This is a genomic window from Cecembia rubra (assembly GCF_003014575.1).
In the GTDB taxonomy this organism is placed as follows: Bacteria; Bacteroidota; Bacteroidia; order Cytophagales; family Cyclobacteriaceae; genus Cecembia_A; species Cecembia_A rubra.
Window position 1 is genome coordinate 237,103 of sequence record NZ_PYGF01000006.1, and the last position, 26,384, is coordinate 263,486.

The 26,384-nt window shown below is 39.4% G+C and carries 22 protein-coding genes; all 22 read left to right on the plus strand.

Annotation, left to right across the window (positions count from 1 at the left end):
* The first annotated feature begins 90 nt into the window (after window positions 1–90).
* The 22 genes from CLV48_RS12535 (at window position 91) to CLV48_RS12655 (ending at window position 26,243) form a co-directional block, all read left to right on the plus strand.
* Window positions 91–834 carry an FkbM family methyltransferase gene (locus tag CLV48_RS12535; RefSeq protein WP_106567673.1) on the plus strand — a complete coding sequence of 248 codons (744 nt, stop codon included), beginning with the start codon at window positions 91–93 and terminating at the stop codon, window positions 832–834.
* Window positions 831–1,832: a glycosyltransferase family 2 protein gene (locus tag CLV48_RS12540; protein ID WP_106567627.1), complete on the plus strand. Its 1,002-nt coding sequence runs from the start codon at window positions 831–833 to the stop codon at window positions 1,830–1,832. Before CLV48_RS12535 ends, CLV48_RS12540 begins: the two co-directional genes overlap by 4 nt.
* Complete coding sequence (locus tag CLV48_RS12545) at window positions 1,829–2,947, plus strand: glycosyltransferase family 4 protein (protein WP_106567628.1); 1,119 nt, start codon at window positions 1,829–1,831, stop codon at window positions 2,945–2,947. Before CLV48_RS12540 ends, CLV48_RS12545 begins: the two co-directional genes overlap by 4 nt.
* Window positions 2,944–4,017, plus strand: a complete 1,074-nt coding sequence (locus CLV48_RS12550) for a glycosyltransferase (RefSeq protein ID WP_106567629.1) — start codon at window positions 2,944–2,946, stop codon at window positions 4,015–4,017. The genes CLV48_RS12545 and CLV48_RS12550 overlap by 4 nt, the downstream gene beginning before the upstream one ends.
* The gene (locus CLV48_RS12555) at window positions 4,017–5,387 is read left to right on the plus strand and encodes a hypothetical protein (protein WP_106567630.1); all 1,371 of its coding nucleotides are present in this window, start codon (window positions 4,017–4,019) and stop codon (window positions 5,385–5,387) included. The genes CLV48_RS12550 and CLV48_RS12555 overlap by 1 nt, the downstream gene beginning before the upstream one ends.
* A 19-nt stretch (window positions 5,388–5,406) precedes the next feature.
* Window positions 5,407–6,372, plus strand: coding sequence for a glycosyltransferase family 4 protein (locus CLV48_RS12560; RefSeq protein WP_170069023.1), 966 nt, complete (start codon window positions 5,407–5,409; stop codon window positions 6,370–6,372).
* Between the two features lie 3 nt (window positions 6,373–6,375).
* On the plus strand, window positions 6,376–7,686 hold the full coding sequence (locus CLV48_RS12565) for a phenylacetate--CoA ligase family protein (protein ID WP_106567632.1): 1,311 nt from the start codon (window positions 6,376–6,378) through the stop codon (window positions 7,684–7,686).
* Entirely contained in the window at window positions 7,687–8,934 is a 1,248-nt protein-coding gene (locus CLV48_RS12570) for a glycosyltransferase family 4 protein (RefSeq protein WP_106567633.1), read from the plus strand. It begins immediately after the preceding gene.
* Complete coding sequence (locus CLV48_RS12575) at window positions 8,931–9,767, plus strand: NAD-dependent epimerase/dehydratase family protein (protein WP_245889548.1); 837 nt, start codon at window positions 8,931–8,933, stop codon at window positions 9,765–9,767. The genes CLV48_RS12570 and CLV48_RS12575 overlap by 4 nt, the downstream gene beginning before the upstream one ends.
* A gap of 697 nt (window positions 9,768–10,464) precedes the next feature.
* A complete protein-coding gene (locus CLV48_RS12585) occupies window positions 10,465–11,664 on the plus strand; it encodes an acyltransferase family protein (RefSeq protein WP_106567636.1) in 1,200 nt (399 codons plus the stop codon).
* Window positions 11,665–11,818: 154 nt separating this feature from the next.
* Window positions 11,819–12,052 carry a GxxExxY protein gene (locus CLV48_RS12590; RefSeq protein ID WP_106567637.1) on the plus strand — a complete coding sequence of 78 codons (234 nt, stop codon included), beginning with the start codon at window positions 11,819–11,821 and terminating at the stop codon, window positions 12,050–12,052.
* A 256-nt stretch (window positions 12,053–12,308) separates the two neighbouring features.
* On the plus strand, window positions 12,309–12,542 hold the full coding sequence (locus tag CLV48_RS12600; protein ID WP_106567637.1) for a GxxExxY protein: 234 nt from the start codon (window positions 12,309–12,311) through the stop codon (window positions 12,540–12,542).
* A 561-nt stretch (window positions 12,543–13,103) separates the two neighbouring features.
* Window positions 13,104–14,078, plus strand: a complete 975-nt coding sequence (locus tag CLV48_RS12605) for an MraY family glycosyltransferase (protein ID WP_106567639.1) — start codon at window positions 13,104–13,106, stop codon at window positions 14,076–14,078.
* Between the two features lie 464 nt (window positions 14,079–14,542).
* A complete protein-coding gene (locus tag CLV48_RS12610; RefSeq protein ID WP_106567640.1) occupies window positions 14,543–15,745 on the plus strand; it encodes a DegT/DnrJ/EryC1/StrS family aminotransferase in 1,203 nt (400 codons plus the stop codon).
* A gap of 667 nt (window positions 15,746–16,412) precedes the next feature.
* Window positions 16,413–17,501: a hypothetical protein gene (locus CLV48_RS12615; RefSeq protein WP_106567641.1), complete on the plus strand. Its 1,089-nt coding sequence runs from the start codon at window positions 16,413–16,415 to the stop codon at window positions 17,499–17,501.
* Between the two features lie 120 nt (window positions 17,502–17,621).
* Window positions 17,622–18,389, plus strand: coding sequence for a YjbH domain-containing protein (locus CLV48_RS12620; protein ID WP_170069024.1), 768 nt, complete (start codon window positions 17,622–17,624; stop codon window positions 18,387–18,389).
* Entirely contained in the window at window positions 18,373–19,494 is a 1,122-nt protein-coding gene (locus tag CLV48_RS12625; protein ID WP_106567643.1) for a YjbH domain-containing protein, read from the plus strand. Before CLV48_RS12620 ends, CLV48_RS12625 begins: the two co-directional genes overlap by 17 nt.
* A gap of 301 nt (window positions 19,495–19,795) precedes the next feature.
* The gene (locus CLV48_RS12630; protein WP_106567644.1) at window positions 19,796–20,410 is read left to right on the plus strand and encodes an acetyltransferase; all 615 of its coding nucleotides are present in this window, start codon (window positions 19,796–19,798) and stop codon (window positions 20,408–20,410) included.
* A gap of 147 nt (window positions 20,411–20,557) precedes the next feature.
* Window positions 20,558–22,468, plus strand: a complete 1,911-nt coding sequence (locus CLV48_RS12635) for a polysaccharide biosynthesis protein (RefSeq protein ID WP_342748304.1) — start codon at window positions 20,558–20,560, stop codon at window positions 22,466–22,468.
* A gap of 49 nt (window positions 22,469–22,517) precedes the next feature.
* A complete protein-coding gene (locus CLV48_RS12640; RefSeq protein ID WP_106567646.1) occupies window positions 22,518–23,669 on the plus strand; it encodes a glycosyltransferase family 4 protein in 1,152 nt (383 codons plus the stop codon).
* 134 nt (window positions 23,670–23,803) lie between these two features.
* Complete coding sequence (rimO, locus tag CLV48_RS12645; RefSeq protein ID WP_106567647.1) at window positions 23,804–25,114, plus strand: 30S ribosomal protein S12 methylthiotransferase RimO; 1,311 nt, start codon at window positions 23,804–23,806, stop codon at window positions 25,112–25,114.
* A 256-nt stretch (window positions 25,115–25,370) separates the two neighbouring features.
* Window positions 25,371–26,243: a glycerophosphodiester phosphodiesterase gene (locus CLV48_RS12655; RefSeq protein ID WP_106567649.1), complete on the plus strand. Its 873-nt coding sequence runs from the start codon at window positions 25,371–25,373 to the stop codon at window positions 26,241–26,243.
* The last annotated feature ends 141 nt before the right edge of the window (window positions 26,244–26,384 follow it).

Below are 26,384 nucleotides of genomic sequence, written 5' to 3' on the forward strand. Positions count from 1 at the left end.
TCAAAACAAAAACTTTAATATCATGATAATTAAATGAATTGGAAAAAATCATCCAAAAAAATTCTATCCGCATTTGTACCAAAGGGCCGAATGAAAGAACAAATAAAACTGTGGTTCTATAATTTATTTAATGATTCAAAGTATAAATTTTCCATTAGCAATTCAAACATTTATCAGACCAATGTCCATAGTATAACTATTCAAACTGCGGAAGCATTATATAATATTGCCCCAGACTTCGATTATTATCAGCATTATTATAAGGTAAAGGAAGGTGATTACATTATTGATGCAGGCGCCAACTTTGGCCATTTAACAATATATTTTTCAAAGAAAGTTGGGAAAAGTGGACGTGTATATTCTTTCGAACCTGATTCTATGAATCGAAATTATATTAAGCAAAATCTTGCACTGAATAAAGACTGCCCTAAAAATATCAATATGTTAGACCATTTAATATGGAATAACAATGAAATGGTCGACTTTTGTGAATCAGGAACAGTTGCATCATCAGCTTTGTATATTGAGGATTCAAATAAAATTGTAAAGAAAGAAGCAATCACGCTTGATAAATGGGCGGAAAATAACCATCTGTTAAAACTTGATTTTATTAAAATGGATATTGAAGGAGCTGAAATTCAAGCCATACAAGGTGCTAAACAGATGCTAAGCAAGTTAAAACCTAACTTAGCGATTGCATCTTATCATATTGTAAATGGAATACCAACATACTTGTGGTTAGAAAATTATTTTGAATCTATTAATTATCCATATAAGACAGTAAAATTCAGGCATAATGAAATTATTACATTTGCAGGGCCTACCGTAAAATGAAAATTTCTCTTATCATTTGTACCTACATGCGTCCGCAGGCAGTTGTAAAACTGCTGAAGTCAGTTGATAATCAGACATATATTCCCAATGAGATTTTAATCATTGACGGTTCAACGGATGATGCTACTGAGATGGCAATTAAAGAAGAAGATTTTCGATTCAATGTTAGTTATTTTTTGGTTGATAGCAGTCATCGTGGACTTACCAGGCAAAGAAATTTTGGAGTAAGCAAAGTAAGTTCAGATGCTGATTTCATAGCTTTTTTGGACGATGATCTTGTCTTAGAACCCAATTACTTTGAAGAAGTTGAAAAAACATTCATCCAGTACCCAAATGCTGTTGGTGTAGGTGGGATAGATTTAAAAGATAATTCCTATAAACCTTTAGATGCAGCCAAATCATACCCAAGGTTTGAATATTATATCTTGGATGGCTGGGTGAAAAAGGAACCACTCCGGTATAAAGCCAGAAAATTTTTTGGTTTGATGCCTGAGCTCCAGCCGGATTTAATTCCTGATTATTCCCATGGGAGAAGCGGTTTTCCTCTGAATGGGAAAGTCTATGAGGTGGAGCATTTTATGGGGGGCATTGCTACGTATAAAAAAAATATTTTCGATAAAATATCATTTTCCTCTTACTTTGAGGGGTATGGTCTATATGAGGACTTTGATTTTTGCGTGAGAGCATTGTCCTATGGAAAACTTTATGTGAATACCAATGCGCAGGTTTGGCATTACCATGAACCCGGTGGAAGACCGAATAAGTACAAATACGGAAAAATGGTCGTGCGCAATGGATGGTATGTCTGGAAACAGCGCTTTCCTCAAAATTCCTTGAAAGCAAGGTTTAAATGGCATGCTACTGATTTTTTATTGGCGCAGATACGCTTATTGAACGTCATTACCGGACCTGACCGAAAAGGTGCTTTTCAGGAATATCTAGGCCGCACCATTGGATGGTTTTCTTTGTGGTTTGACCCTCCAAAAATTCAGAAATGAAGTTTTTGATTATTTCCCACGTTCTCCACAAATCTCATCAAAACCAAATTTGGGGATATGGTCCCTATATCCGGGAAATGAATCTGTGGGAAAAGCATATCGATTCATTAATCGTGGTAGCGCCAAAGGAAGTTGCAGTTCCTTCAGCAATTGATCTTGCGTATCAATCCAAACAGATAAAATTTGTCGAGGTACCTCAATTTAATCTGGTAGGTCCTAAAAATCTTTTTAAGGCATTATTAAAAACCCCCGGGATTCTATGGAAGATTTTTTCAGCCATGCGCCATGCAGATCATATCCACCTTCGTTGTCCAGGTAATATGGGTTTGTTGGGGGCGATGGTTCAGGTTTTTTTTTCCAAAAAGAAAAAAACGGCCAAGTATGCAGGCAACTGGGACTGGAACAGTCGACAGCCTTGGTCATACCGTCTCCAGCAGCGGATTTTGCGCAATACTTTTTTGACCAAAAACATGCAGGTTTTGGTCTATGGGGAATGGCCTGATCGAACCGAAAATATCAAACCCTTTTTTACAGCCTCTTATTCGGAAAAAGATAAAGTTGAGGTTTTAAAGCCAGAGATCCGTAAACAAATAAACCTGATTTTTGTAGGGAGTTTGACCGCTAATAAGCGGCCTCTATTGGCTTTGGAGGTTTTGAAGGGAATGCTTGAAAAAGGCTTAAATGCAAGTCTGGTGTTTTGCGGTGAAGGTGTTGAAAAAGAAAAGCTGGTAGCCTATTCAACCCAATATCAATTAGATGAAAGCGTACAATTTCTTGGGAATGTGGATGGGGAACGAGTTAAAAGAGAATTTCAAAAAGCCCATTTTTTGGTCTTTGGATCTCGGTCGGAAGGTTGGCCCAAAGTTGTGCCCGAAGCCATGTGGTGGGGCTGTGTTCCTGTTACCACGGCAGTAAGCTGTGTGTCTCAGATGTTAGGATATGAGACTAGAGGTCTTTTATGTGAACCTGATGCCCAAGACATGGTAGAAAGGATTCAGGAATTAGTCAATTCTCCAGAAAAACAAGCAGCCATGATCAAAGAGGGTATGGAATGGGCAAGAGAGTTTACTACAGAACGTTTTGAAACAGAAATTAAACAACTCATACGTCCTTGAGAATTATCCAATACATAGATACCCTTAATACCGGTGGTTCCGAGCGTATGGCAGTAAATATATCGTATGCGCTCAAAGCTGATGGCCAAGAAGTGATGATGATCGTCAGCAGGTCCTTAGGTGGTCTTCAGAATAAATTGTCAGGAGAAGTTGAGTTGGTGCTGTTGGAGAAAAAAGTATTTTATGATTGGCCTGCTTTTTTGAAACTTCTTCAAACCATCAAGCGGTTTCAACCGGATGTACTGCACGCCCATTCTTCGTCCATCATCTGGGGAATTTTAGCAAAAATGATCAGCAAGCATTCTTTTCAATTGGTTTTTCATGACCATTATGGCATGAGTGAACAATTAACAGATAAAGACAGAGCTCTCTTACGGCTTTTGTCCGGGAAAATTGATAAAGTGATTGCCGTCAATGAAAGATTGAAAAATTGGAATATTCAAAATTTAAATGTTTCTGAAGACCAAATTGCTTACATTCCAAATTTCCCATACTTAAGTATGCAGGGCGAAAGAACCGAAAAAGGATATATTCAGATAGTGTGTTTGGCAAATTTAAGACCACAAAAAGACCATAAAACATTAATCCAAGCATTTTCTATTCTGGTCAAATGTAATTCAGAAAAGGAATTCCGCTTGGTTTTGGCCGGAAATGCTTTGGAAGATGCTTATCAGAAAGAAATTGAACAGGAGATAGCGCATAAGGGATTGACTGGCAGGATAACCATCACAGGAGCAGTAAATGATGTGGAATCTCTTCTTTTGGAATCCGATTTAGGAGTTTTGAGTTCTATATCTGAAGGTCTTCCCGTAAGTTTGTTGGAGTATGGCTTAGCAGGTTTACCTGTTGTAGTGACCAATGTGGGGCAATGCGCCGATGTGGTAGGTCATGGAAAGTTTGGAAAAGTTATTCCTCCCCAGAATGCTGAAGCTATGGCAGAGGCTTTTGGCTACTTGATTCAGCATCCCCAAGATGCAAAAGGAATGGGATTGGCCTTTCAAAAACATGTGGAAGAGAAGTATGGAGCGAAGAAATTTCTTCAATCTTATTATGAACTGATTGCTTCCTGATGGTCAAGTCACTGCTTTATCATAAAAAGCCCTTTTTCTGGTTCCTTTTCCATATTGGATTGGGGGTGGTTTCTGCTTTTTCCCCTTTCCCATTGATTGCATTTTTTTATGCTTTTCTTTTACTTTCATCTCCTTTGCTCTTTAAAAAACAACCAGTGGATGCCCCCTTATCCTACCTGATTGTTTATTTGTCTTCCTTTGAACTGATTGCCCGAATGGCCCAAACTTCTCCTTTTATACCTTATGAATTGGGCAAGTATTTGTTGATGGCGTTATTGATTTTGGGGATACTGAAAGGCAGTAATAAGGGAATAATTGGTTTAGTGCTGCTGCTTTTACTTGTACCAGCATTATTTTATGATTTGTCTGGACAAGTTAGAGAAGTAGATATAAGGTTCAATCTTTTTGGAGCCTTTAATGTGGGATTAGCCATTTGGTATTTTTCCAAACAAAAGTTTACGCCTCAAGGATTCCATCAAATCATCATCTTGTTGACATTACCTTTGGTCAGCGCCTTGGCTTTTACGGTATTTAAAACACCTGATTTGGATAGCATAGAATTTACCTTAGGGGCGAATTTTGATACCACAGGGGGCTTTGGTTCCAATCAGGTTGCTACTGCTTTTGGTTTGGGAATGTTGTTGAGTTTTTATCTTTGGTTGAATCAAGTATCCATTGCGGGAAAGCGGTGGATAGACCTCTTTCTGGTCATGCTATTTACTTTTCAAGGCTTATTGAGTTTTTCCAGAGGAGGCATGATAGGAGGGGCCATAGGAATTGCTGTCATACTGTTTTTTATGACAAAAGTTTCCAAAAAATCTTTGGCCCATATACAATTTAGAAAGGCTCAAAAATACTTTTTGCCTGCATTACTTTTTCTAGGTCTCAGCGTAGTGATTGCCAACACTGTAACTGGAGGGAATTTATTGTTAAGATATCAAGGAGAAACTGCTGGTACGCTGAGTGGAAATAAGGAAAAAACTCTGAATACTTTAACAACGAACCGTTTTGATATTTTTTTAAGTGATTTGGAGTTAATCGAAGATTTTGGCTTTTTAGGAGTTGGCGCTGGTGCATCCAGGTACTTAAGAAAAGAACATAATGGAGTCGTCGCGCATGTGGAGATAAGCCGTCTGATTGCAGAACATGGAATTTTTGGTATTTTCTTTATTGTTGTTGTGATTGTATTGTTTTTCAAGGTTTATAAAAGCCCTAATGACAATCTATATAAAAGTATTTTATTAGCTTTTTTGGTAGTGGGCTGGTACACTACCTTTCATGCTGCCACCCGAACTTATATTACTCCACTTCTGATGGGTTTAAGCACGATTTATATTGTTTATGGTCAAGGTACTGTATCTAGGAAATAAATTTTTTGCTTACAAGAAAGTGAAAAGTGTACTAGAGACGCTAGAGCCTTTGTTAGGGGAGTTTTGTGAAGTCAAAACAGCCTCTTCTCAAAAAAATCAAGGGCTTAGGTTTGCAGATATGGTTTTCCATTTTTTTAGATATGGTTTGAGCTCGGATAAGATCATTATCGATGTGTATTCCACTTTGGCTTTCCAATACGCATTTATTTTAGGAATCCTGGCTCATATTTTTGGAAAACCTTATGTCCTGTCTTTACATGGTGGAAACTTACCCAATCGGTATCAGGTAAGCTCAAAAAAAGTTAAATGGCTTTTTAATAGAGCCTGTCATATCATCGCCCCCTCCCATTACTTGGCTGATTTTTTTAACCAACAAGGCTTTCAGGTTCAGGTAATCCCAAATATTATTCCACTCTCAGAATATCCCTATTACCAAAGGAAAAGTATCCGTCCAAGGATTTTGGCTATAAGGGGCTTTGGAAATCCGTATAATCCCCTGATGACTTTAAAAGCGGTCCATTTATTGAAAGATCAGGTTCAAGACCTGAAAGTATTGATGCTCGGCAATCCGGAGGAGCCTCATTATCCGGAAGTCATGAACTTTATTTATGGTCATGGCTTAGAAGGCATCGTAGAAGTAAGGCCCAAAATGCCCAAAAATGAATGGATCGCTTTAAGTAAGGATTATGATATCATGGTATCCAATCCTCTGATTGACAATACGCCTATCAGCCTAATTGAAGGGATGGCCTTAGGGATGTGTGTGGTCAGTACCAAGGTGGGAGGAGTGCCTTATTTGGTATCTGAAAAAGAATGTGCTTTGGTAGATTCAGATGATGCAACAGGATTAAGCCAAGCGATTTTGAGCATCCTTCAGGATGCTGGGTATGCACAGCAATTAAGTAGAAATAGTAGGGAAAAGGCTGAGGAGTTTGATTGGGAAAACATAAAGCCTCTTTGGATGAAAATATTGACTGAAAGTTAAGCAATGAACCTGTTTTTTAAAATTTTGGAATGGCAAGGTTACCCTATGGTAAAGGCTATAAATGACCTACTTTCTGTCCAATCCTTGGAAGCACCCTCATTTGACGAATGGGTAAAAGGACAAAGAGAAAAGCAATTTGATTTTTTTAAGAAAAATAATGCTTTCTATCAATCTTTCCTTTCAAGAAATGGAGGAGATAAAGCCTTCTTTAAAGCTCCAATTCTTTCCAAACGCGAGGTTCAGAGACCTTTAATGGAATTGATTTCGACACCTTTTATTGGTAAAAAATTATTTGTCAATAATACCTCAGGTTCTTCTGGTACTCCATTTTTCTTTGCCAAGGACAAATATGCCCATGCCATGACCTGGGCCTTGATCAGGGACCGCTATCGTTGGCATGGAATAGAATATGGAAAATCCCTTCAAGCCCGATTCTATGGGATTCCTTTAAAAGGAAAAAAATATTATATAGAGAAGATAAAAGACTTGATCGCCACTCGGGTCCGCTTCCCTGTGTTTGACTTGTCCGAAGAAAAGCTTTGGGAATTTATTGAACGCTTTAAAAAGCTGCCATTTGAATACCTCAATGGATACACCAGTTCCCTGGTCTATTTTGCGGAATTCTGCATCGAAAATAAGATTGTCTTAAAAGACATATGCCCTACCTTGAAAGTCTGCTTTCCTACCTCTGAAATGTGTTCTCCGCAGGATAGGAAAATTATGGAAAAAGGTTTTGGAGTGAGGGTAGCTGTTGAATATGGGGCTGCTGAAATGGATGTTATCGCTTATGAAGACCAAGACGGTGATTGGATTGTTTCAAATGAAAATGTATTTCTGGAAATCGTTGATGACAATGGGAATCCTGTTCCTAACGGACAAGAGGGAAGGATTATATTAACCTCCCTGTATAACCAAGCCATTCCATTGTACAGATATGAAGTAGGGGATATTGGCATTATCCGACCAGAAAGAAAGGGGAAATATCAAGTATTGGAAAAATTGATCGGTAGAACCAATGAATTTGCAATCCTTCCCAGTGGAAGGAAGGTACCTGCCTTAACATTCTATTACATTACCAAGACTTTGATTCAGGAGCAGTTTAAAATCAAGGAATTTGTGATCAGGCAGACTGGTCAGGATACCTATACCTATGAATATGTGGCGGATAAGGAACTCACATCAGCGGTAAAAGAAAGTATTTTGGAAGCAATGAACACCTATCTAGAAACTGGTTTGAAAGCCAAATTCGAAAAAAGAGATTTTATCGAAAGAGGCAGAACAGGGAAGTTGAAACAGTTTTTTAGGGAGTTTTAAATGAAAATCCTCTATTTCTACCAATATTTTTCTACCCCCAAAGGTTCCTGGGGTACACGCGTATATGAGTTTGCCAAGGAGTGGGTGGCACAGGGTCATGAAGTGACCGTTGTCAGCAGCATCTATTCCAAGTCGGATCTTAGGGCTGAAAAATGGGTGGAGGATCAAGTGTTTGATGGAATTCGGGTTAAGGTTTTGAATGTACGGATAGATAATAAGCAATCTTTTCTCAAAAGAATCTGGTCCTTTGTAGCCTATGCTTTGCTATCTTCCTATTATGCATTGACAATTAAGGCAGATGTTGTGGTCGCTTCTTCAGGTCCGATTACGGCGTGGTTACCGGGTTTGTTAGCGAGATTTCTCAGAGGACGAAAATTAATTTTGGAAGCCAGGGATTTATGGCCGGAAGGGGCTATAGAATTGGGTATCATAAAAAACCCCATAGTTAAAAGGTTAGCTTATGCCTTTGAAAATTTTTCCTATCAAGCAGCAAATGGGATTGTAGGCTTATCTCCAGGCATGCAATCCCATATTGCTGCTAAGGCACCCCAAAGGCCTGTGATTTCAGTAACCAATGCCGCAAATATTAAACTCTTTGCATCCAAACAGAATTTCCAGCATCCCTATTTGATTCCTGAAAAATATGCTATCTACACGGGTAACATTGGAGAAGTCAATAATTCCCGCTGGTTGTTGGAAGCGGCCAAAGTTTTACAATCCAAAGGAAGATCCGATATCAAAATAGTGCTGATTGGTGAAGGACAACAAAGGGAAGTATTGGTGGATGAGGCTAAATCTTTAGGTTTAACCAATTTTATTCATATTGGATTGATGCCCAAGTCTGAATTGGTTTCTTTGGTGCAACATGCCATGGCTTCTTTGGTTCCTCTGAAAGGAACGCCTGTTTTGGATACCTCCTCCCCCAATAAGTTTTTTGAGTCCTTGGCAGCTGGAGTACCGGTAATCCAAAATACCAAAGGCTGGATGAAGGATTTTCTGGAGATAAATCAAGTAGGGTTTACTCTTGACCCGAATAATTCAGAAGCATTAGCAAACCTCCTGATCGAACTGGATGCCAAGAAGTCCCTTAAAGTTTCTCTTGGCGAAAGGGCCAAAAGTCTTGCAGCGGAGCAGTTTGATAAAAAAATCCTAGCAAAGGAAATGTTGGATTTTATTATTGACCCAAAATGTGTGTACTCCTCACCGGTTACTCCGGCTTCCTCGGAAAAATCATCTTTGAACAATTGAAGAGCACTTCTATTCCCGTTCAGACCTTGGGAAAGGGAAAGGAAGTTGATTTTCAGGCCGATTTGAGCGAATCCATTCCTGAATTACCTCCTTTTGATCGGGTGATCCATGTGGCAGGGAAGGCGCATATCTATCCGAAAACAGAAGCGGAGAAGCAGGGGTTTTTTACTGTCAATGAAAAGGGAACCATCCATCTTTGTCAGGCCCTGGAGAAATCGGGGGCTTTGCCAAAACAGTTCGTGTTTATCTCTACGGTCGCGGTGTATGGAAGGGAGTTTGGAATAAGAATAACAGAGGAGGAACCCTTATTGGGAGATACGCCTTATGCCCTGAGCAAGATCCGTGCGGAGGAATTTCTGCAAGCCTGGGGCAAGCAGCATGGGGTGAAAATTCTGATCTTGCGTTTGCCCCTGATCGCAGGGCCCAATCCTCCCGGAAATCTGGGAAAGATGATGCAGGCCATTCCCAAGGGCAGGTACCTGAGTATTGGTGGAGGGAAGGCCAGGAAAAGTATGGTGTTGGCGTCCGATGTGGCGGAATTGATTGTGAAGTCGGAGGAGGCAGAGGGAATTTATAATCTGACGGATGGAATTCATCCATCTTTCCGTGAACTGGAGGAGCTTATTTGTCGCCATTACCAAGTAGCCTTACCGAAAATTTTGCCTTTGGGGGTGGCGAAGGTGCTGGGAAGGGTGGGAGATTTCCTGCCTTTTTCGCCTGTAAATAGCAGCACCATTGATAAAATGACCCTGGATCTGACTTTTGATGACAGCAAGGCGAGGAGGGAGTTAGGATGGAGACCACGGAGCGTCTTGGACCACCTTTTTGAATGATTTTAACCACAAAGCGCAAAGAAGACTCAAGATACAAGAACCAAGAATCAAGACACAAACGAGAAGCGAGAGACGAGACAAGGACACAGGAAGAAAGACTAGTTAACGGAGTATCTTTGAGCCAGTACACAACTTGTCTGGTATATACGGAAATCAAACTTGCTGCTCTTTGTACCTTTCGAGGTAAAATAAAAAAACCACGAATTACACTAATTTCACAAACTATATAGGCTCAACAGCTGTAAATTCTCTTGATGTTTTTTCATTATTTTAGGCAGCTGTGGGAAAAAGATTTGGCGCGGAGCTTTCGAATTTTCACGAACCCCAAATAGAAGAGAGAGGCAAGACTCAAGAGGCATAAATAGTTTCCGTAACAATCTTTTACGTTTTCCTTTCCACTAATAAAAAAACAAGAAGCTATTACCGAGTCTTCAATTAAACTATTGGAACGATAAATATCTAAGAAGGCAGGGGGGAATGACGACGGACCGGGCCGGCTCCGGCCTTGCGCGCTGATAGGATTCCGTCGTCTTGACTTTTTTGGTTACTTTTTGTGTCAAGACAAAAAGTGACTGAAGGGAAAAAGAAAAAATTACCTCTGACGAGTTAAAATTTATTATCTGTTGAAAAATAAATAGTTGTTCTTTGAGAAAAATTTTTAGTGTTCTTAGTGCCCTTCGTGGTTAATAAATAATACATGAATTATATACAGATCTTCCGGCGTACCACCAATTCCAAAAATTTCGTCGCGGAAATTGACGGGCTACGGTTTTTTGCCATTATCACGGTGATACTTTTCCACCTGAACACTGCCTATGTGAAGGAACTGGGCATGAGCATGGGGGAATGGTCAGCCATGGTAGGTACCAAATCCATTACCGATCTGGGTTGGTGGATGATACGTCTGGACCTGGGGGTGAAGGTGTTCTTCTCCATCTCTGGCTTTATCCTTGCCATCCCTTTTATTAATCAATACTATTTCCAGGGCAGGAAAGTGGATATTGGGGATTACCTTTACCGCCGATTGACCAGACTGGAACCTCCATTCATTGTATCCTTAGTGATTTTCTTTATTGCCCAGTTAATCCTCTGGCAACAGGATTTGTTGGAAATGCTGCCGCATTTTCTCTCTGGATTGCTTTACCTGCATGTCTTCAGTTACGGTTACCCCAATCTCATTAATCCTGTTACCTGGAGCTTGGAGACAGAAGCACAGTTTTATTTGATCCTTCCCTTATTGGTTTTGCTGATTTTTAGGTTGAAAAGTCAAGTCGGAAGGACATTGTTGTTTATGAGCTTTATGGCGGTATCCATATTCTTTAGGGGATACACCTTATCTGCCGGGTTGAGCCATATCGGCAGTTCCATTTTGGTGTATTTTGTGAATTTTGGAACAGGGATCATTTTTGCCTTGATCTACATGCATTACAGGGACTTTTTTTCGAAGCAAAGGCATTTGTTGTATGACCTAGTGACGGTCTTAGCCATTTTGGGTGTATTCTGGTTCTACAAGCCGCAGGCTTATTGGTTGAACAACCTGGTTTTTAACCTGTCTGTATTGGCTTTGTTTGTGGGGGTGTTTAAGGGCACGGTGTCGAATTGGCTCTTTACAAGGCCCATAATTTACCTGATTGGTGGGATGTGTTATACCATTTACCTGCTACACTATGCCTTTTTTCATGTATTGGTTAAGTTTTCTGTAGGAATCAGTACGGGTGTGGGCTATTGGGCGGATTTTGGGGTACAGTTTCTGTTTTTGTTTCCGGTGATGTTGTTAGTGTCGGCTGTTTTTTACCTCCTAATCGAAAAGCCCTGTATGGATAAGTCCTGGCCTTCGAGGTTGTATGCTTATTTGAACCACAAAGCGCACGAAGGAACACGAAGAAGCGAGAGATGAGAAGCTGGAGATGAGCTGCGGGAAGCGAGAGACAAGAGAAAGATACAAGACTAGTTCACAGAATATCCTTGAGTCTCTCCACAATTTGCCTGGTAAATACAGGGATCAAACTTGGTATTCTTGGTGGCCTTAGTGGTAATAAACCTCTCAATTAATGAATATGGTAGATCAGGAAATCATTTTTAAGAAAGTCTTAGATGCTGGCTATAAGGTTGACATTTTGGTAGAGGAGTCAATTATTCTCGAACTTAAAGTAGTGGATGAATTTAATCCTGTCCACATGGCTCAAATTTTAACATACCTCAAACTTTCAGGTAACAGATTAGGCTTGTTGGTCAATTTTAATGTCAAATTACTTAAATACGGCCTTAAAAGAGTTGTTCTATGAAAAAGATCTTCGTGCTCTTGGTGCACTTTGTGGTAGAAATTTTTTAAACCACAAAGCACACGAAGGAACACGAAGAAGCGAGAGACGAGAAGCTGGAGATGAGCTGCGGGAAGCGAGAGACGAGAAGCGAGAGACAAGAGAAAGATACAAGACTAGTTCACAGAATATCCTTGAGTCTCTCCACAATTTGCCTGGTAAATACAGGGATCAAACTTGGTATTCTTGGTGGCCTTAGTGGTAATAAACCTCTCAATTAATGAATATGGTAGATCAGGAAATCATTTTTAAGAAAGTCTTAGATGCTGGCTATAAGGTTGACATTTTGGTAGAGGAGTCAATTATTCTCGAACTTAAAGTAGTGGATGAATTTAATCCTGTCCACATGGCTCAAATTTTAACATACCTCAAACTTTCAGGTAACAGATTAGGCTTGTTGGTCAATTTTAATGTCAAATTACTTAAATACGGCCTTAAAAGAGTTGTTCTATGAAAAAGATCTTCGTGCTCTTGGTGCACTTTGTGGTAGAAATTTTTTAAACCACAAAGCACACGAAGGAACACGAAGAAGCGAGAGACAAGAGAAAGATACAAGACTTAAGACACAAGAAGCAAAACTAGTCACGGAACATCCTTGAGCCTGTATGCAAATACTGAAATCAAACTTGGTGGCCTTGTTGGTAAAATTAAAAAACCTCGAATTTCACAAATTATCTTTATTCGAAGCTGTTTATAACCCATGATGTTTTTTTGTTGATTTTGTGCAGCTGAATTGAGAAAATTTTAGCTCGAAGCTTTCGGATTTTCACGAATCCCTAGTACTAGAGAGCAGGAAGTGTGAACCACTATGGAGTTAAGATTTTTAAGGATTTAATTAAAAAGATAAGAGAAGCAAGACGCAAAAGAGGTCTCGTAACCACCTTTTCCCTCATAATCCCTGAACATATCTTGTTTAATTTTTCAAAGTTCAAACGTTCACAATCTTGAACATTGAACGCTTAACCCTGAACAAATTAACATTGAACATTTAAAGATTAACCATTTCGATTCCCCAATGATCAACCTTGCCCTAGTATTACTCCCTCTTTACTTTTTGCTTTTCGAGCTCTACCTGCGTGTGGCTAAGCGCTGTGACATCACCGATGTGCCCAATCAGCGCAGTTCCCATACCAAGGTGACCGTCCGGGGCGGAGGGATAATTTTTGTGGTGGGGGCATTTACAGCATTTGTCTTGGGTTATATCGGTATTTGGCCATTATTGGGGCTGATCATCAGTGCCCTGGCTGGTTTTGTGGATGATTTACACCCTCTGCCTACCTGGCCCAGGTTACTGGCACACTTTTCCGCTTTGTTACTATTACTCTGGGGAGGAGGGCTTTTTATATTGCCCTGGTGGCTGATCATTATCATTATGATCATTTTCACCGGTTGGGTCAATGTGTTTAATTTTATGGATGGAATCAATGGAATTACGGTACTATATTCTTTAGTGGCATTAGGCACTTTTTATTTTCTCCCAGAAGTAAAAGAGTACAAGGATCTCATTGTCGTAATGGGATTGGCACTCATCGTTTTTGCATTTTATAATTTCAGGAAAAAAGCAATTGCCTTTGCAGGGGATGTAGGTTCCATCAGTCTTGCATTTTTGATTGGTTTTTTATGGATGGATCTGATTTTTTTATCTGATAGATTTTATTATATCCTCTTTTTGTCTGTGTATCTTCTGGATGCACTATTTACCATTTTGATCCGATTGCTAAACAGAGAAAATATTCTCAAGCCCCATAGAAAACACCTCTATCAATACCTCGCCAATGAGTTGGGTCAGCCTCATTTAAAAATCTCACTTTTTTATGTGCTTATCCAACTTTTTATTAATACCTCTCTAATTTATTGGTCCAAAAAGCAGGAAATCAGCATTTCTCAAACTTTGATGGTGCTGTTATTTTTAGCCCTCTCTTATCTTGCTGTCCGTTATATGGTTTGGCAAAAAATCCTCAAAATGCAGCATCGCGAGATGCAGAAATAGAGCGCGGATAGTTCCGTACTAGCCCTGAATTGACGTTCCTTTAGACCTCCGAGAGCAGCTGGGATAGCTTTGGTCCGGGTGATAGTACTTTAAAAATCAGTGCCCTGGACTAATTTGGAGAAGAGCCTGAATGCAGGGTGGTGAATAAAATCCAAAGTAAAATATTACCCCAAAGAACTTCCTGAAGCAAAGGCAAAAAAGAGTCTCCCCGCCAACACCGCTTTACCTGTACTGAGCAAAACCGAAGCATCTGCGGTCACTTCAAAACTTTCATTTATACCTGAATTTGTCAAAAACCAATACAAACGAAAAATATAATCTATTTCCCTACTGAGAACCAAGGTCTTATCTGCAATAAAAAGTAAGCCAAAAGTCTATTTTTAGGTATTAAAAAATACTTTTCCTATATTTTGACTCCTAGGAAAAAAATAACTTAATTTCATTTTTTTTAATGACCCTTAAAAATGAACAATAACAAAATTTGGCTTTCTTCTCCACATATGGGGGGAAATGAGAAGAAGTATATCAATGAGGCTTTTGAATTGAATTGGATTGCACCGGTTGGACATAACTTGAATCAATTTGAAAAGGCATTGGAAGATTATACCCAATGCGGTCATGCCCTGGCTCTCAATTCCGGAACAGCAGCTTTACATCTTAGTATGATCTTGTTGGGCGTTCAGCCAGGTGATTATGTGATCTGTCAGTCTCTTACTTTTTGTGCTTCTGCCAATCCGGTAAAGTATTTGGGGGGGATTCCTGTTTTTGTGGATTCTGAAAAAGACACTTGGAACATGTGTCCTGAGGCTATGGAAAAGGCTATACAGGCCTGTTTGGATGGAAGTATCGCAGATAGTTTTCCTTCTGTCAAAGAGTTAACCAAGACTTTTGCTAGAAAGCCTAAAGCCATTATTCCTGTTCATCTGTATGGAATGCCGGCTAAGATGAAAGAGATCAAGGCGATTGCTGATAAGTATGGCATTCCGGTGCTGGAAGATGCAGCGGAAGCGGTCGGCTCGGAACTGTATGGAGAGAAGTGTGGCACTTTTGGGGAAATAGGTGTGCTTTCATTTAATGGCAATAAAATCATTACCACTTCAGGTGGAGGTGCGATATTGTCCCAAAATAAGGCCTATATAGAGCGTGCCAAGTTTCTGGCCACCCAGGCTAAGGAAAACACCCCGCACTATGAGCATAAGGAGATCGGATTCAATTACAGATTGAGCAATGTACTGGCGGGAATAGGCAGGGGACAGTTGGAGGTCTTACCGGAACGCATCCAGAGAAGAAGGAAAGTCCATGATTTTTATTTGGATGCTTTGGGCGGAATGGAAGGCATTACTTTTTTGAAGGAACCCTATGGCTACTTGAGTAACCGCTGGCTGACCTGTGTCTTAGTGGATCGAGAAAAAACCGGAGGCGTTGGACCCCAGGAAATCATACAGTATTTAGCTGCTGACCAGATAGAGGCCAGGCCATTATGGAAGCCTATGCATCTACAGGAGTCATTTGAAGGTGCTCCCTTTTTTGGTGGGTATATTGCTGAACAACTTTTTGATCAGGGTTTATGTCTGCCCAGCGGGTCGAATATGACAGATGAGGATTTGGAAAGGGTGGTTTTCAGGGTAAAGGAATGTTTGGATGTGAAATTGAAGAAGGCAGTCTAGCTTACAAATTGAGGAATTTTAAATGTATGATTGTTTATTGACATAGGAAAGAAGCTAATGTCAATAGCTTATTCTTTTCATGTTCTTGACTATGGTAGGTACAAAGGAGAGATCAATAAAAATCAGTGTATAAAACCATTCTCCGGAAAATTTGCAAATTCATAAATAGATTAAGGTGATTTCCTTCCCCAGACCTTGAAACAGGGAGCAACAGATATAAAAGCTTTGCTTTTGGATTTTAACCAAGGATCAGCATAGCCAAAATCGGATTTTTTATGGGCAATTATTTTTTTGGACACTTCTGAATGATCCCAGCCTGAACTTAATGCGTTATTCCAGCCATAAAAAAATGGGAAAATGGTCTAATCTGGCTTTCCAACCCCCACAATCAGAGAATTTTACAACAAATACTTAATCAGCTAACCTTTCCCCTTTAGAAAGATTAAGGTTGAACAATTAACAATTCACACTCCCCAGCCTCTTCTCTCCCTCCTTCCATTTTCACCTAACTTCCAAACCCACCTGGTTCATTAGCCCTCCTTAACTATTAAAAAGCCCCACTTACCTTTAATTTACAAATAAATACATATAAAAATCTTTCATATACACGAAAACGGATTTAAAAATTAGAATTTTTAAATTTAATTAAAATTTTAATTGACATCACATGTTTAAGTGTTTTAGAAATTTTCTGCCAATCGCAGTTCTATTTTTGGTATCTGTAGTTTTTCAATGTACAATCAAGGTTGAGGAAGACTTTCTTCCCCAAGATTTCATTTCTAAAAAATTTGAAGGCTTGGAGAAGTTGCCAGAAGTGCCCTTTAGCGATTTCAATCCTCTATCCCCCGAAATGCCTCTTATTATGCGTGAGTCTTCTCCTTTTGAAGTGTTTGAAAAGGATGTTGCAGGTGTTGAACCTGGTGAAAGTGGAATTTCAAGCTCCTCTTTTGGCTTGAAAAATTTTATTTCAAAGTATTTTCCTGAATTGGAAATGGAAGTTTTAGTAGCTTCTCAGCAATTGGATATGGAGATGTTGGAAATGATTTTGCAGGGAAAGGGAAGTACTGGGAAATCAATGGAAGAGGTCTTGTTGGAAGTTAACAAGCAAGAGCGATATAGAGAATTTTTTCCAAGGGTAATGGTTCCCGATACAAGTGCAGCTGTCTTTTTCCAAAGTAGGGTAAATGGAATGTCTCCTAAGGATAATACGGCTAATGCGAATTCTGGGAATGGGAATAATGGTAAAGCTAATTCCGGACAAGGAAAATGTGCGGATGAGGCCAAAATTGCCCTTGATACTGCCATAAAAAAATTGAAGGAAAATAAAGAGATGCAATTGGCTGCCATAAATGAGACTTATGATTCCTGGCTCTTAGAAGCTGAAAAAGAATTTGAATTGAGAAACAGGAATGCAGAGGGTGCTTTGGCCGAAAGGTTGAAGGATGCGAAATCCGAAGGAGAAAATTTCCTCAAATTGGCAGCGGAGATAGCGGAAAGTTTCCCTCAACTGGCTCAAGAGGTACGTATTTTTGCCCTTTTGAATGCACATGCATGGCAGCGATCTGCCCAAAACGCACACAATCTTTCCAAAAGTATCAACCAGCTCGCGAAGCGATCAGATATGGCGAAAGCCGTTTCCCAAAAGGAAGATTTGAATGAAACGGTAATGCGCAATTATCATCAAGCTTTGGATAATGCTATTCAGGTATTGAAAAGTGTGCTTGCCAAATGCCATAATCAAGGATCTGGTAACTAAGAGTTGCACGTTACTGTAATTAAATAGTTTCACGAGGGGATTAAGGTAAATGGAATGTTGGTTTTGAGGCATAATGAGGAATTTTTCAGGGGCAGGTTCCTCATTTTGTTCTTTAGCTTTATGTTATATTTTTTGGTTCAGGAAGTAAGCGCCCAAGTCAATGTCCTGGGGAAGCAGGGTTACCTGATGACTCCGGCGAGCAGATGGGATAATCAAAAAAGAGATGTAGTACTGGGTATGGCTTATATTCCGGAACATTTTGCTATCAATTATTTCATGAAAAAGCCCTATCGAGAACTTATGGTTCATGGGGACATAGAAGTTTTTGATTTTCTCCGGGTAGGTATCAACCTTACTTATCTTCCTGAAATTCCTCAAAGGGTTGGAGTAGGGGACCGTCATATTGATTTTAGCCTTCGTGTTTGGAAAGAAAAAAAGTGGAGGCCTTCCTTGATGTTGATCCTGACACCGCCTGCGGGACTCTCTGATTATTTGAACCATAATGCAGTGGTGATGAGCAAAACCATCTCATGGAATTCCATGGATCGATTTGAATTTTCAATAGGCTTTGGTATGGATAAGTCTTTATACCAAAGGAAACTTAATTCACAGGGCCGGAGATTTGATTTGATTTCGCGAAGGAAATTGGGCAACCGCTATCTGAACGGTTTTTTTTCAGGAATGAAATATAATCCAAGTAATTGGCTGAGTCTGATGCTAGAGTATGACAGCAGCGATTTTCATGCTGGGGCCAATGTAATAATTTGGAAAAGATTATCCATGCAGGTTGCCTTTTATGGTTTTGAAAAATGGGGAGGCATGCTGCATTACCGATTTCCCTTGGAAATAAAGCCCCGAGAATTAAGGCGATATGAGAAAAAGTTATAGCTTTTTGCTTCTGACCTTGTTTTTTTCGATGAATTTATTGGCCCAGTCTGCCATTCAAAATGCATTGAGTTCACATGGGTTTGAAAAGGTGCTGATTGAAGAAGAAGCAGAACTTATCTGGGTTTTTTTTGAGCACAGAAACTTCAGAAATCCAGCGGAGAGTATGGCTTTTGCTTCAAAAATCATTAGAGCCCATACTGACAAATTTTTGGTGTTTATTCCGGTTTTTCATAACCGGCCTATGGGTAAATATTTTGGAAAAGAGTTCTTATTTAAGGAAATAGATAAAAGTGACCGTCAGTTATTTTTCCAAGGAACAGCAACACCCTACCGCTTCAATTTGAGGTTGATGCCTGATATTACAGCTCAATTTGGGTTTTTGGAAAACCCATTGGCCACCAGGACTAATTTGATTGTGGATACGAGAATCTATTTGGCCAGAGGATTGGCACTGCATACAGGAATGACAGTTCCTTTGGTTAATAGTTTGGATAAAAGAGATGTAAGACCCCATCTTTCCCCAACACACTTTTCTTACTTTTTGTCATTTAATTCCCGGCACTTTTTTTTACTTCAGGCGGGAACTTTCTTCTCAGACCGGTATGGAGGAGATTTTCAGTACAGGTATAGTCCATTGTCTTCTGCTTTCAGTATGGGAGTTTCCACATCTCTTACTGGGTATTATCTACAATCATGGAATGCCCTGAGGATCGGTGGTATCAAACTCCCGACTTGGAATTTTGATATTTCCTATGCCATTGGGCGATTAGGTTTGGATATTCAATTGCGAGTTGGGCAGTTTTTATATGGGGACAAGGGGGGGCGGCTGGACTTAATCAGGCAATATGGTAATGTGGATTTTGGATTACATTATTCTTATACCACATTAGATCAAGGCATAGGTGCTCAAGTTGCCTTTCCATTGTTTCCGGGAAAGCTATTTCGCTCAAAACATGTTGAACTCCGCGCCACAGAAGAATTCAGATGGGAGTACCAATATAGACCAAATTATCCTAAAGCTGCCAAAGACTTTAGGACAGGGACTCCTCGGTTGGATAATGTCTTGAGGCAGTATAGGTCAGCCTTTATTCAAGGGATAAGATGATAAGGTCAAATTTGTTGTTTATCTATATTCCTAAAAAATTAAGACTTGCTATTTGACTGTTTTTACAAAAATTAATGCAATGAAATGAATAAAAAAAGAAATAAAATGAAGTGCGGAATCTATACAAAATTTCACTGTTTGTGTCTAATATTTTGTTTAAATAGTAATGATGGGTGATTGATTGCATAATATTCTGCAAAAAATAAATTATTCAGAATTTTATTATTAATTATTTTTTTTCATATTTGATATGAAAATCCTTTATGTTTTATTTATTTAGAACCCGAATTAATATTTTGTTATGTACATATATGGAGCTTCCGGACATGGGCGGGTGATTATAGATCTAATAGAATCCTACGAAAAAATCCATGGTATTTTTGATGACAATCCGGAAAAAAAAGAAATTTTAGGTTATCCTGTATTAGGGGCTATTCCGGATCATTTTATCTTTAACAGCAGTCTTTTTATTGCCATTGGAGATAATTTGACAAGAAGTCGATTAGCTCAGAAACTTTCTTCAAGGGTTAGTTTTACCAACATCATTCATGACTCAGCCATTTTTTCTAAACGGGCGTATTTGGGTTCTGGTTGCGTCGTTATGGAAGGAGCGATCATTAAAGTGAACTGTATACTGGGAGATCAGGTGATAGTCAATACAGGAGCTTCAATTGACCATGATTGTCTTATAGGTGATTATGTCCATATTGCTCCCCAGGCCACCCTTTGTGGAGGGATTCAGATAGGAGAAGGAAGCCTGATCGGTGCCAATGCCACGATTTTGCCCGGTGTGCAGATTGGGAAATGGTGTACAGTAGGAGCGGGGAGCATTGTACACCAAGATGTCCCAGATGGACATAAGTGGATCGGGAATAAAATCTTTGCTCAGCCTGTTCCGATGGTTGTAGAGAAATAAAATCTCTGCAGTTGGTATACAAAAAAATACTTGCCGGTTGGGTTTCTGGGTTGGGGGTTGTACATTGTTTTTCAGAATAGTAAATTTCTTGGTTTTGCCCTAGTAAACCATAGGTTTGATTGATTTGAAATGGAGTTTTTTAAAAATTTGAAAGTAGTACCTCGATGGTTGATTATGCTTATTGACAGCGTGATCATCTTTCAGGCTACCTTCTTCGCATTTTTTATAAGGTTCAATTTCAATTTTGAACAGGTTGATCGATTTGAGGTACTTCCAGCAGTTTTTGTTTTTTCTGGTTTGACACTTTTGGCAATGGCATTGACAGGCTCATATGTGGGCATTGTCAGGCATACCAATCTGAATGACCTGATGAATATGATGAAGATGTTGGGTTTAACCCACATTTTTCTCTTTTCAATAAAACAGGTCAATTTGATCTATGGCATTGTTGATGATTTGCTTTTGTTGCCATTTTCTGTCGGGTTAATAGGCTCATTATTGGCTTTTCCAATTTTAATGATTTACCGATTGATAATCAAGCAGATATATTCCTATACCCAATATTTGAGCAACAAAGAGCGTATCAAGAAAGTCGCCATTTATGGGGCGGGTGAAGCCGGAATTTTAACATTCCAAACCCTTTCTGGCAACAGAGGGTCTCGTTGGATGCCTGTGGCTTTTGTTGACGATGATCCAAATAAAGAAGGAAAACTGTTACAGGGTAAAAAGATTTATCTTGGAATCGAAGGATTGAAGAAGGTAGTGGAAAAACTGGAGGTGCAGGAGGTGGTGATTGCTGTCAATTCCATCAGCCCTGCAAGAAAGCGGATTATTGTGGATGCCTGTTTGGAAATGGATGTTCCAGTCAAAATCATACCTCCTGCGAAGGAATGGTTTGATACGGGGCTGAAATCTAAAGATATCCGGGATATCAAAATCGAAGACCTATTGAGCAGAGAGGAGATCGTACTGGATAAGGAATTAATCTGTGAGTCTATTTTTGGAAAAGTAGTTTTGGTTACTGGTGCGGCGGGATCCATCGGCGCAGAATTGTGCAGGCAATTGCTGTACTGCAAACCGGCTAAATTATTGATGCTGGACCAGGCCGAATCCCCACTTTTTGAAATTGAACAGGAGCTTACTTCTGTTTACAAAGAAGTTAAAAGGAAGGCAATTCTAGCTGATATCAGAAACAAGAGCAGGATGATGGAAATTTTTGCCACTTACCAGCCGCAAATTGTATTTCATGCAGCAGCTTACAAGCATGTGCCACTTATTGAAACATATCCAGAAGAGGCCATTAGAACAAACCTTTTTGGTACAAAAATTTTGGCTGATGTCGCCTGCTTTTTTAAGGTAGATAAATTTGTCATGATCAGTACAGACAAAGCCGTCAATCCAACCAATGTCATGGGTGCAAGCAAAAGAGCGGCAGAGATGTATGTACAGGCTCTTGATAAGCATGAGAGACAGAGAAAATACAAAAAACATACAAAGTTCATTACCACACGTTTTGGGAATGTTTTGGGATCCAATGGGTCTGTAATTCCTATATTCAAAAAACAAATACTAAATGGTGGACCTGTAAAAGTAACCCATCCGGATGTTACCAGGTATTTTATGACCATTCCTGAAGCTTGCCAGCTTGTATTGGAGGCTGGAGCTATGGGAAATGGAGGAGAGATTTTTGTGTTTGATATGGGGCAACCTGTAAGGATTGTTGATCTTGCCCAAAAAATGATACAACTGAGTGGGAAGAAACTTAGTCAGGATATCCAAATTGAATTTTCAGGTTTAAGGCCGGGAGAAAAGTTATTTGAGGAATTGCTTAACCATTTTGAACTGGTTAAAGAGACCTATCATCCAAAAATTAAAGTAGCCCAAGTTAATCCTTCCGATTTTGAAAGGGTCAATTCTGAAGTGAGAATTTTTAAAAATCTTTTGGAAAATGGCTCGGAAATGGAAGTAGTAAAACATCTTAAAAACATGGTACCTGAGTTTATTAGTAATTTTTCAAGATTTGAAAAATTAGACGGGCAAGGAAAATTCCTTAATTAATTTGCTAATTAACTCGATATATGCTTGCTTTGTTTTAAAATTTACTTTTATGGTTATTTTGTTGACTTTAATCACAGCCTTTTTAATCGGCTTTTTGGCAATGCCTGTACTCATATCGGCATTTAAGAAAATGCAAGTAGTCGATAAGCCAGGAGGAAGAAAAATCCACAAAAATGAGACGCCTTCCATGGGAGGAGTAGTTATCGTATTGTCCGTATTATTAACTGCCTTCCTTTGGCTGGATGTATATAATCTTGTGACTATAAGGTATTTGATTGCCGCTTTTGCTCTAATGTTTTTTGTAGGTTTGAGGGATGATTTAGTCGAACTTTCTCCTTTTCAAAAACTGGGAGGTCAGTCTGTTGCGGCCTTTATGGTTGTATTTATGTCTGATATAAGGATTTCTGGTTTTTATGGCTTTTTGGGAATTTATGAATTGCCGCTCATCCTAAGTTATGCTATTACATTTATTACAATTATAGGCCTCACCAACGCATTTAATTTGATTGACGGTTTAGATGGTTTGGCAGGTACTATCAGTATTTTGACATTTGGTTTTTTAGCCTGGTGGTTCAATGTGGTAGGAATGCCGGCTTTTGGTATGTTTTCCCTTATTCTTGCAGGTTCTGTGCTGGGATTTTTGGTATTCAATTGGCATCCTGCCAAAATATTCATGGGAGATACAGGGTCCTTGAGTTTGGGCTTCGCGCTCTCAGTATTGACAATTTTATTTATTGATACAAATGGTACCATGGCTTCTGTTACACCATGGAAATTTAATGCACCCATTGCCTCTGGAATGGCTTTGATGATTGTTCCTTTGTATGATACGACAAGGATTTTTTCAAGAAGACTCAGAAGAGGAAGATCTCCATTTATGCCCGACAAGAACCATGTTCACCATTTTTTGATGAGAATGGGTTTGACCCATGATAAAGTGGCATTGACACTTGGTCTGATTAAGCTCTTATTTATTACCCTTATTTTTATAGGTGCTGCTTATTCCGATTACGTGATGCTTCCGGTTATTTTACTTACTGCCCTGCTATTAGGAGCTCGGCTTGATGCGTTGACTTTAAAAAGAGTCAAAGAAAAAGTTCGGAATTCACCACCGATATTGCAGAAAAAGTATAACGTTGCGAAGAATAAGCCCATGCTTGAAGAACAATTTACAAGTCATTATCATATCTCCGATAATTAAAATATTTAACCACGGTCCTTCGCCCGTGGTTTTTTGATTTTTTGGCCAGTTCCTTCATCCCCGGAAATTCCTAAACTTCAATCCTCGCTTCTGAATCCTATTTTCCCTACCTTTGCAGCCAAATCCGGAAGAGAGTGAAAGCGAGAACATTAAAAAAAGACAAAGTCAATATCATTACCATGGGTTGCTCCAAAAACCTGGTAGACTCAGAGGTTTTATTGACCCAATTAAAAGGGAATGGCATTGATGCAAGCCACGAATCCAATACCAAGGATAATAATATTATCATCATCAATACCTGTGGCTTTATAGACAATGCCAAGCAGGAATCTATAGACACCATCCTCCAATATGTGGATGCAAAAGAAAAAGGATTGGTGGATAAGGTATATGTGACAGGATGCCTTTCCCAGCGTTACAAAGATGACCTGGAGAAAGAAATTCCTCAGGTTGATGCTTATTTTGGCACCCGGGATTTGCCTGCACTTTTAAAGAAATTCAAAGCTGACTATAAGCATGAACTGGTAGGGGAGCGCTTACTTACCCACAATGCCCATTATGCCTACATGAAAATTTCTGAAGGCTGTGACCGTCCCTGTTCATTTTGTGCCATTCCTTTAATGCGTGGAGGCCATATTTCCAGGTCCATTGAGGAACTTGTAAAGGAAGCCCAACATAAGGCAGCCAATGGGACCAAAGAATTGCTTTTGATTGCACAGGATTCCACCTATTATGGTTTGGATCTTTACAAAAAAAGGAGATTGGCTGACCTGATGCGTGCGCTTTCGGATGTGGATGGAATAGAATGGATCCGCTTGCATTATGCGTACCCAACAGGATTTCCCATGGATGTCATTGAAGTTATGAAAGAACGGCCTAATATCTGTAAGTACCTGGATATCCCTTTACAACATGGTTCGACTTCCGTTTTGAAAACCATGAGGAGAGGGACTACCAGAGAGAAACAGGAAGAATTGATCCATTCAATCCGTGATTTGATCCCTGGAATAGCCATTAGAACTACTTTGATTACTGGCCATCCAGGAGAGGGTGAAGCAGAATTCCAAGAAATGGTGGATTTTGTAGATAGAATGAAGTTTGAAAGATTGGGGGTTTTTACATACTCCCACGAGGAAAATACCCATGCTTTTACCATGGAGGACAATACTCCAGATGAGGTGAAGCAGGAAAGAGCCAATCATTTGATGGAAATCCAGGAGCAGATATCCTTTGACCTTAACCAGCAAAAGATAGGTAAGGAATTCAAAGTGCTTATTGACAAAAAAGAAAACGGATACTTTGTTGGACGGACAGAGTATGATTCAGTAGAGGTAGATAATGAAGTGCTCATCGATGCTTCCAAGCATTATTGCAGGGTTGGGGATTTTGTTCAGGCAAAAATTACCGATGCAACGGAGTTTGACCTGTATGCTGAAGTGCTTTGATCTAGGGGATTGAGAATTAGGGGTTGGAAGTAATGGACAAGGTGTGATTAACGGCAAGTGACAAGGGTTGTGTAATCAATTAGTAACCAGGGCAATAACCTGGTTTTATGAATTTTAAAATCATAAAGTTTGCCTAGTTGGAATTTCCCTCCTACAAAATGATTGGATTTTAGGTTCACCATGCGAAATCCTTTCCTTCCATTGTGATTAAAAAAAAGAGCCTTAATTTCACAGAACATACAAAGTTTTACGTAGCATGAAACCTAGACTCTCAATCATCTTTTTTTTGTTTTTTTCCATGAATATTCAAGCCCAATTTAATTATGACCTACAGGGTCATAGAGGAGCCAGAGGTATAATGCCTGAAAATACCATTCCGGCTATGATCAAGGCACTGGATCTTGGGGTGACTACATTAGAATTGGATTTGGCAATTACCAAGGATGGGGTACTGGTTGTGTCCCATGAACCTTGGATGAATCCTGTGATCTGTTTGGATCCTGATGGTAAAGAAATCGGCAACAATGACAAAAGCCACAATATTTTTCAGATGAATTATGAGGATGTACTACAATATGATTGTGGATCCAAATTCCATGCTGGTTTTCCAAACCAAGTAAAATTTCATGTTTCCAAGCCCAAGTTGGAGGATCTGATAGTTATGGTAGAAAAATATGTGGAAGATTATGGTCTACCTTTGCCTAACTATAATGTAGAAATCAAAAGTTCTCCAGATGGTGATGGGACTTATCACCCCGGTCCGGCAGAATTTTCGGAAAGGGTAGTGTCCTTGTTGCTGGAAAAATTACCCATTGAGAGGTTCAATATCCAATCTTTTGATTTCCGGATATTACAATATATCCATAAAAAGTATCCTCAGATTACTTTAGCCATGCTGGTGGAGGATGCAGCCAAATCAGAGGATCAGTTGAACATGCTTGGATTTCGTCCTGCAATCTATTCACCTTATTTTATAGCCCTTTCCAAAGAAATAGTGGATTCAATCCATGATAAAGGCATGAAAATAATCCCTTGGACAGTGAACAACAAGGAGCAGATGGAAAGACTTCTGGAAATGGGGGTAGATGGCATCATCACGGATTACCCAAATCTGGCTCCTGTTCGATGAGTAATTTGAGGGGATTTCAATTTTGATTCAGGGCTATCCATATTGAATATAGATCTATATGGGAATATTGATGAAATTTGATATTGATAAACCATCCTTCCCCATTCTTCATCCAATTCACCCTACCTTCCCTTTCACCCT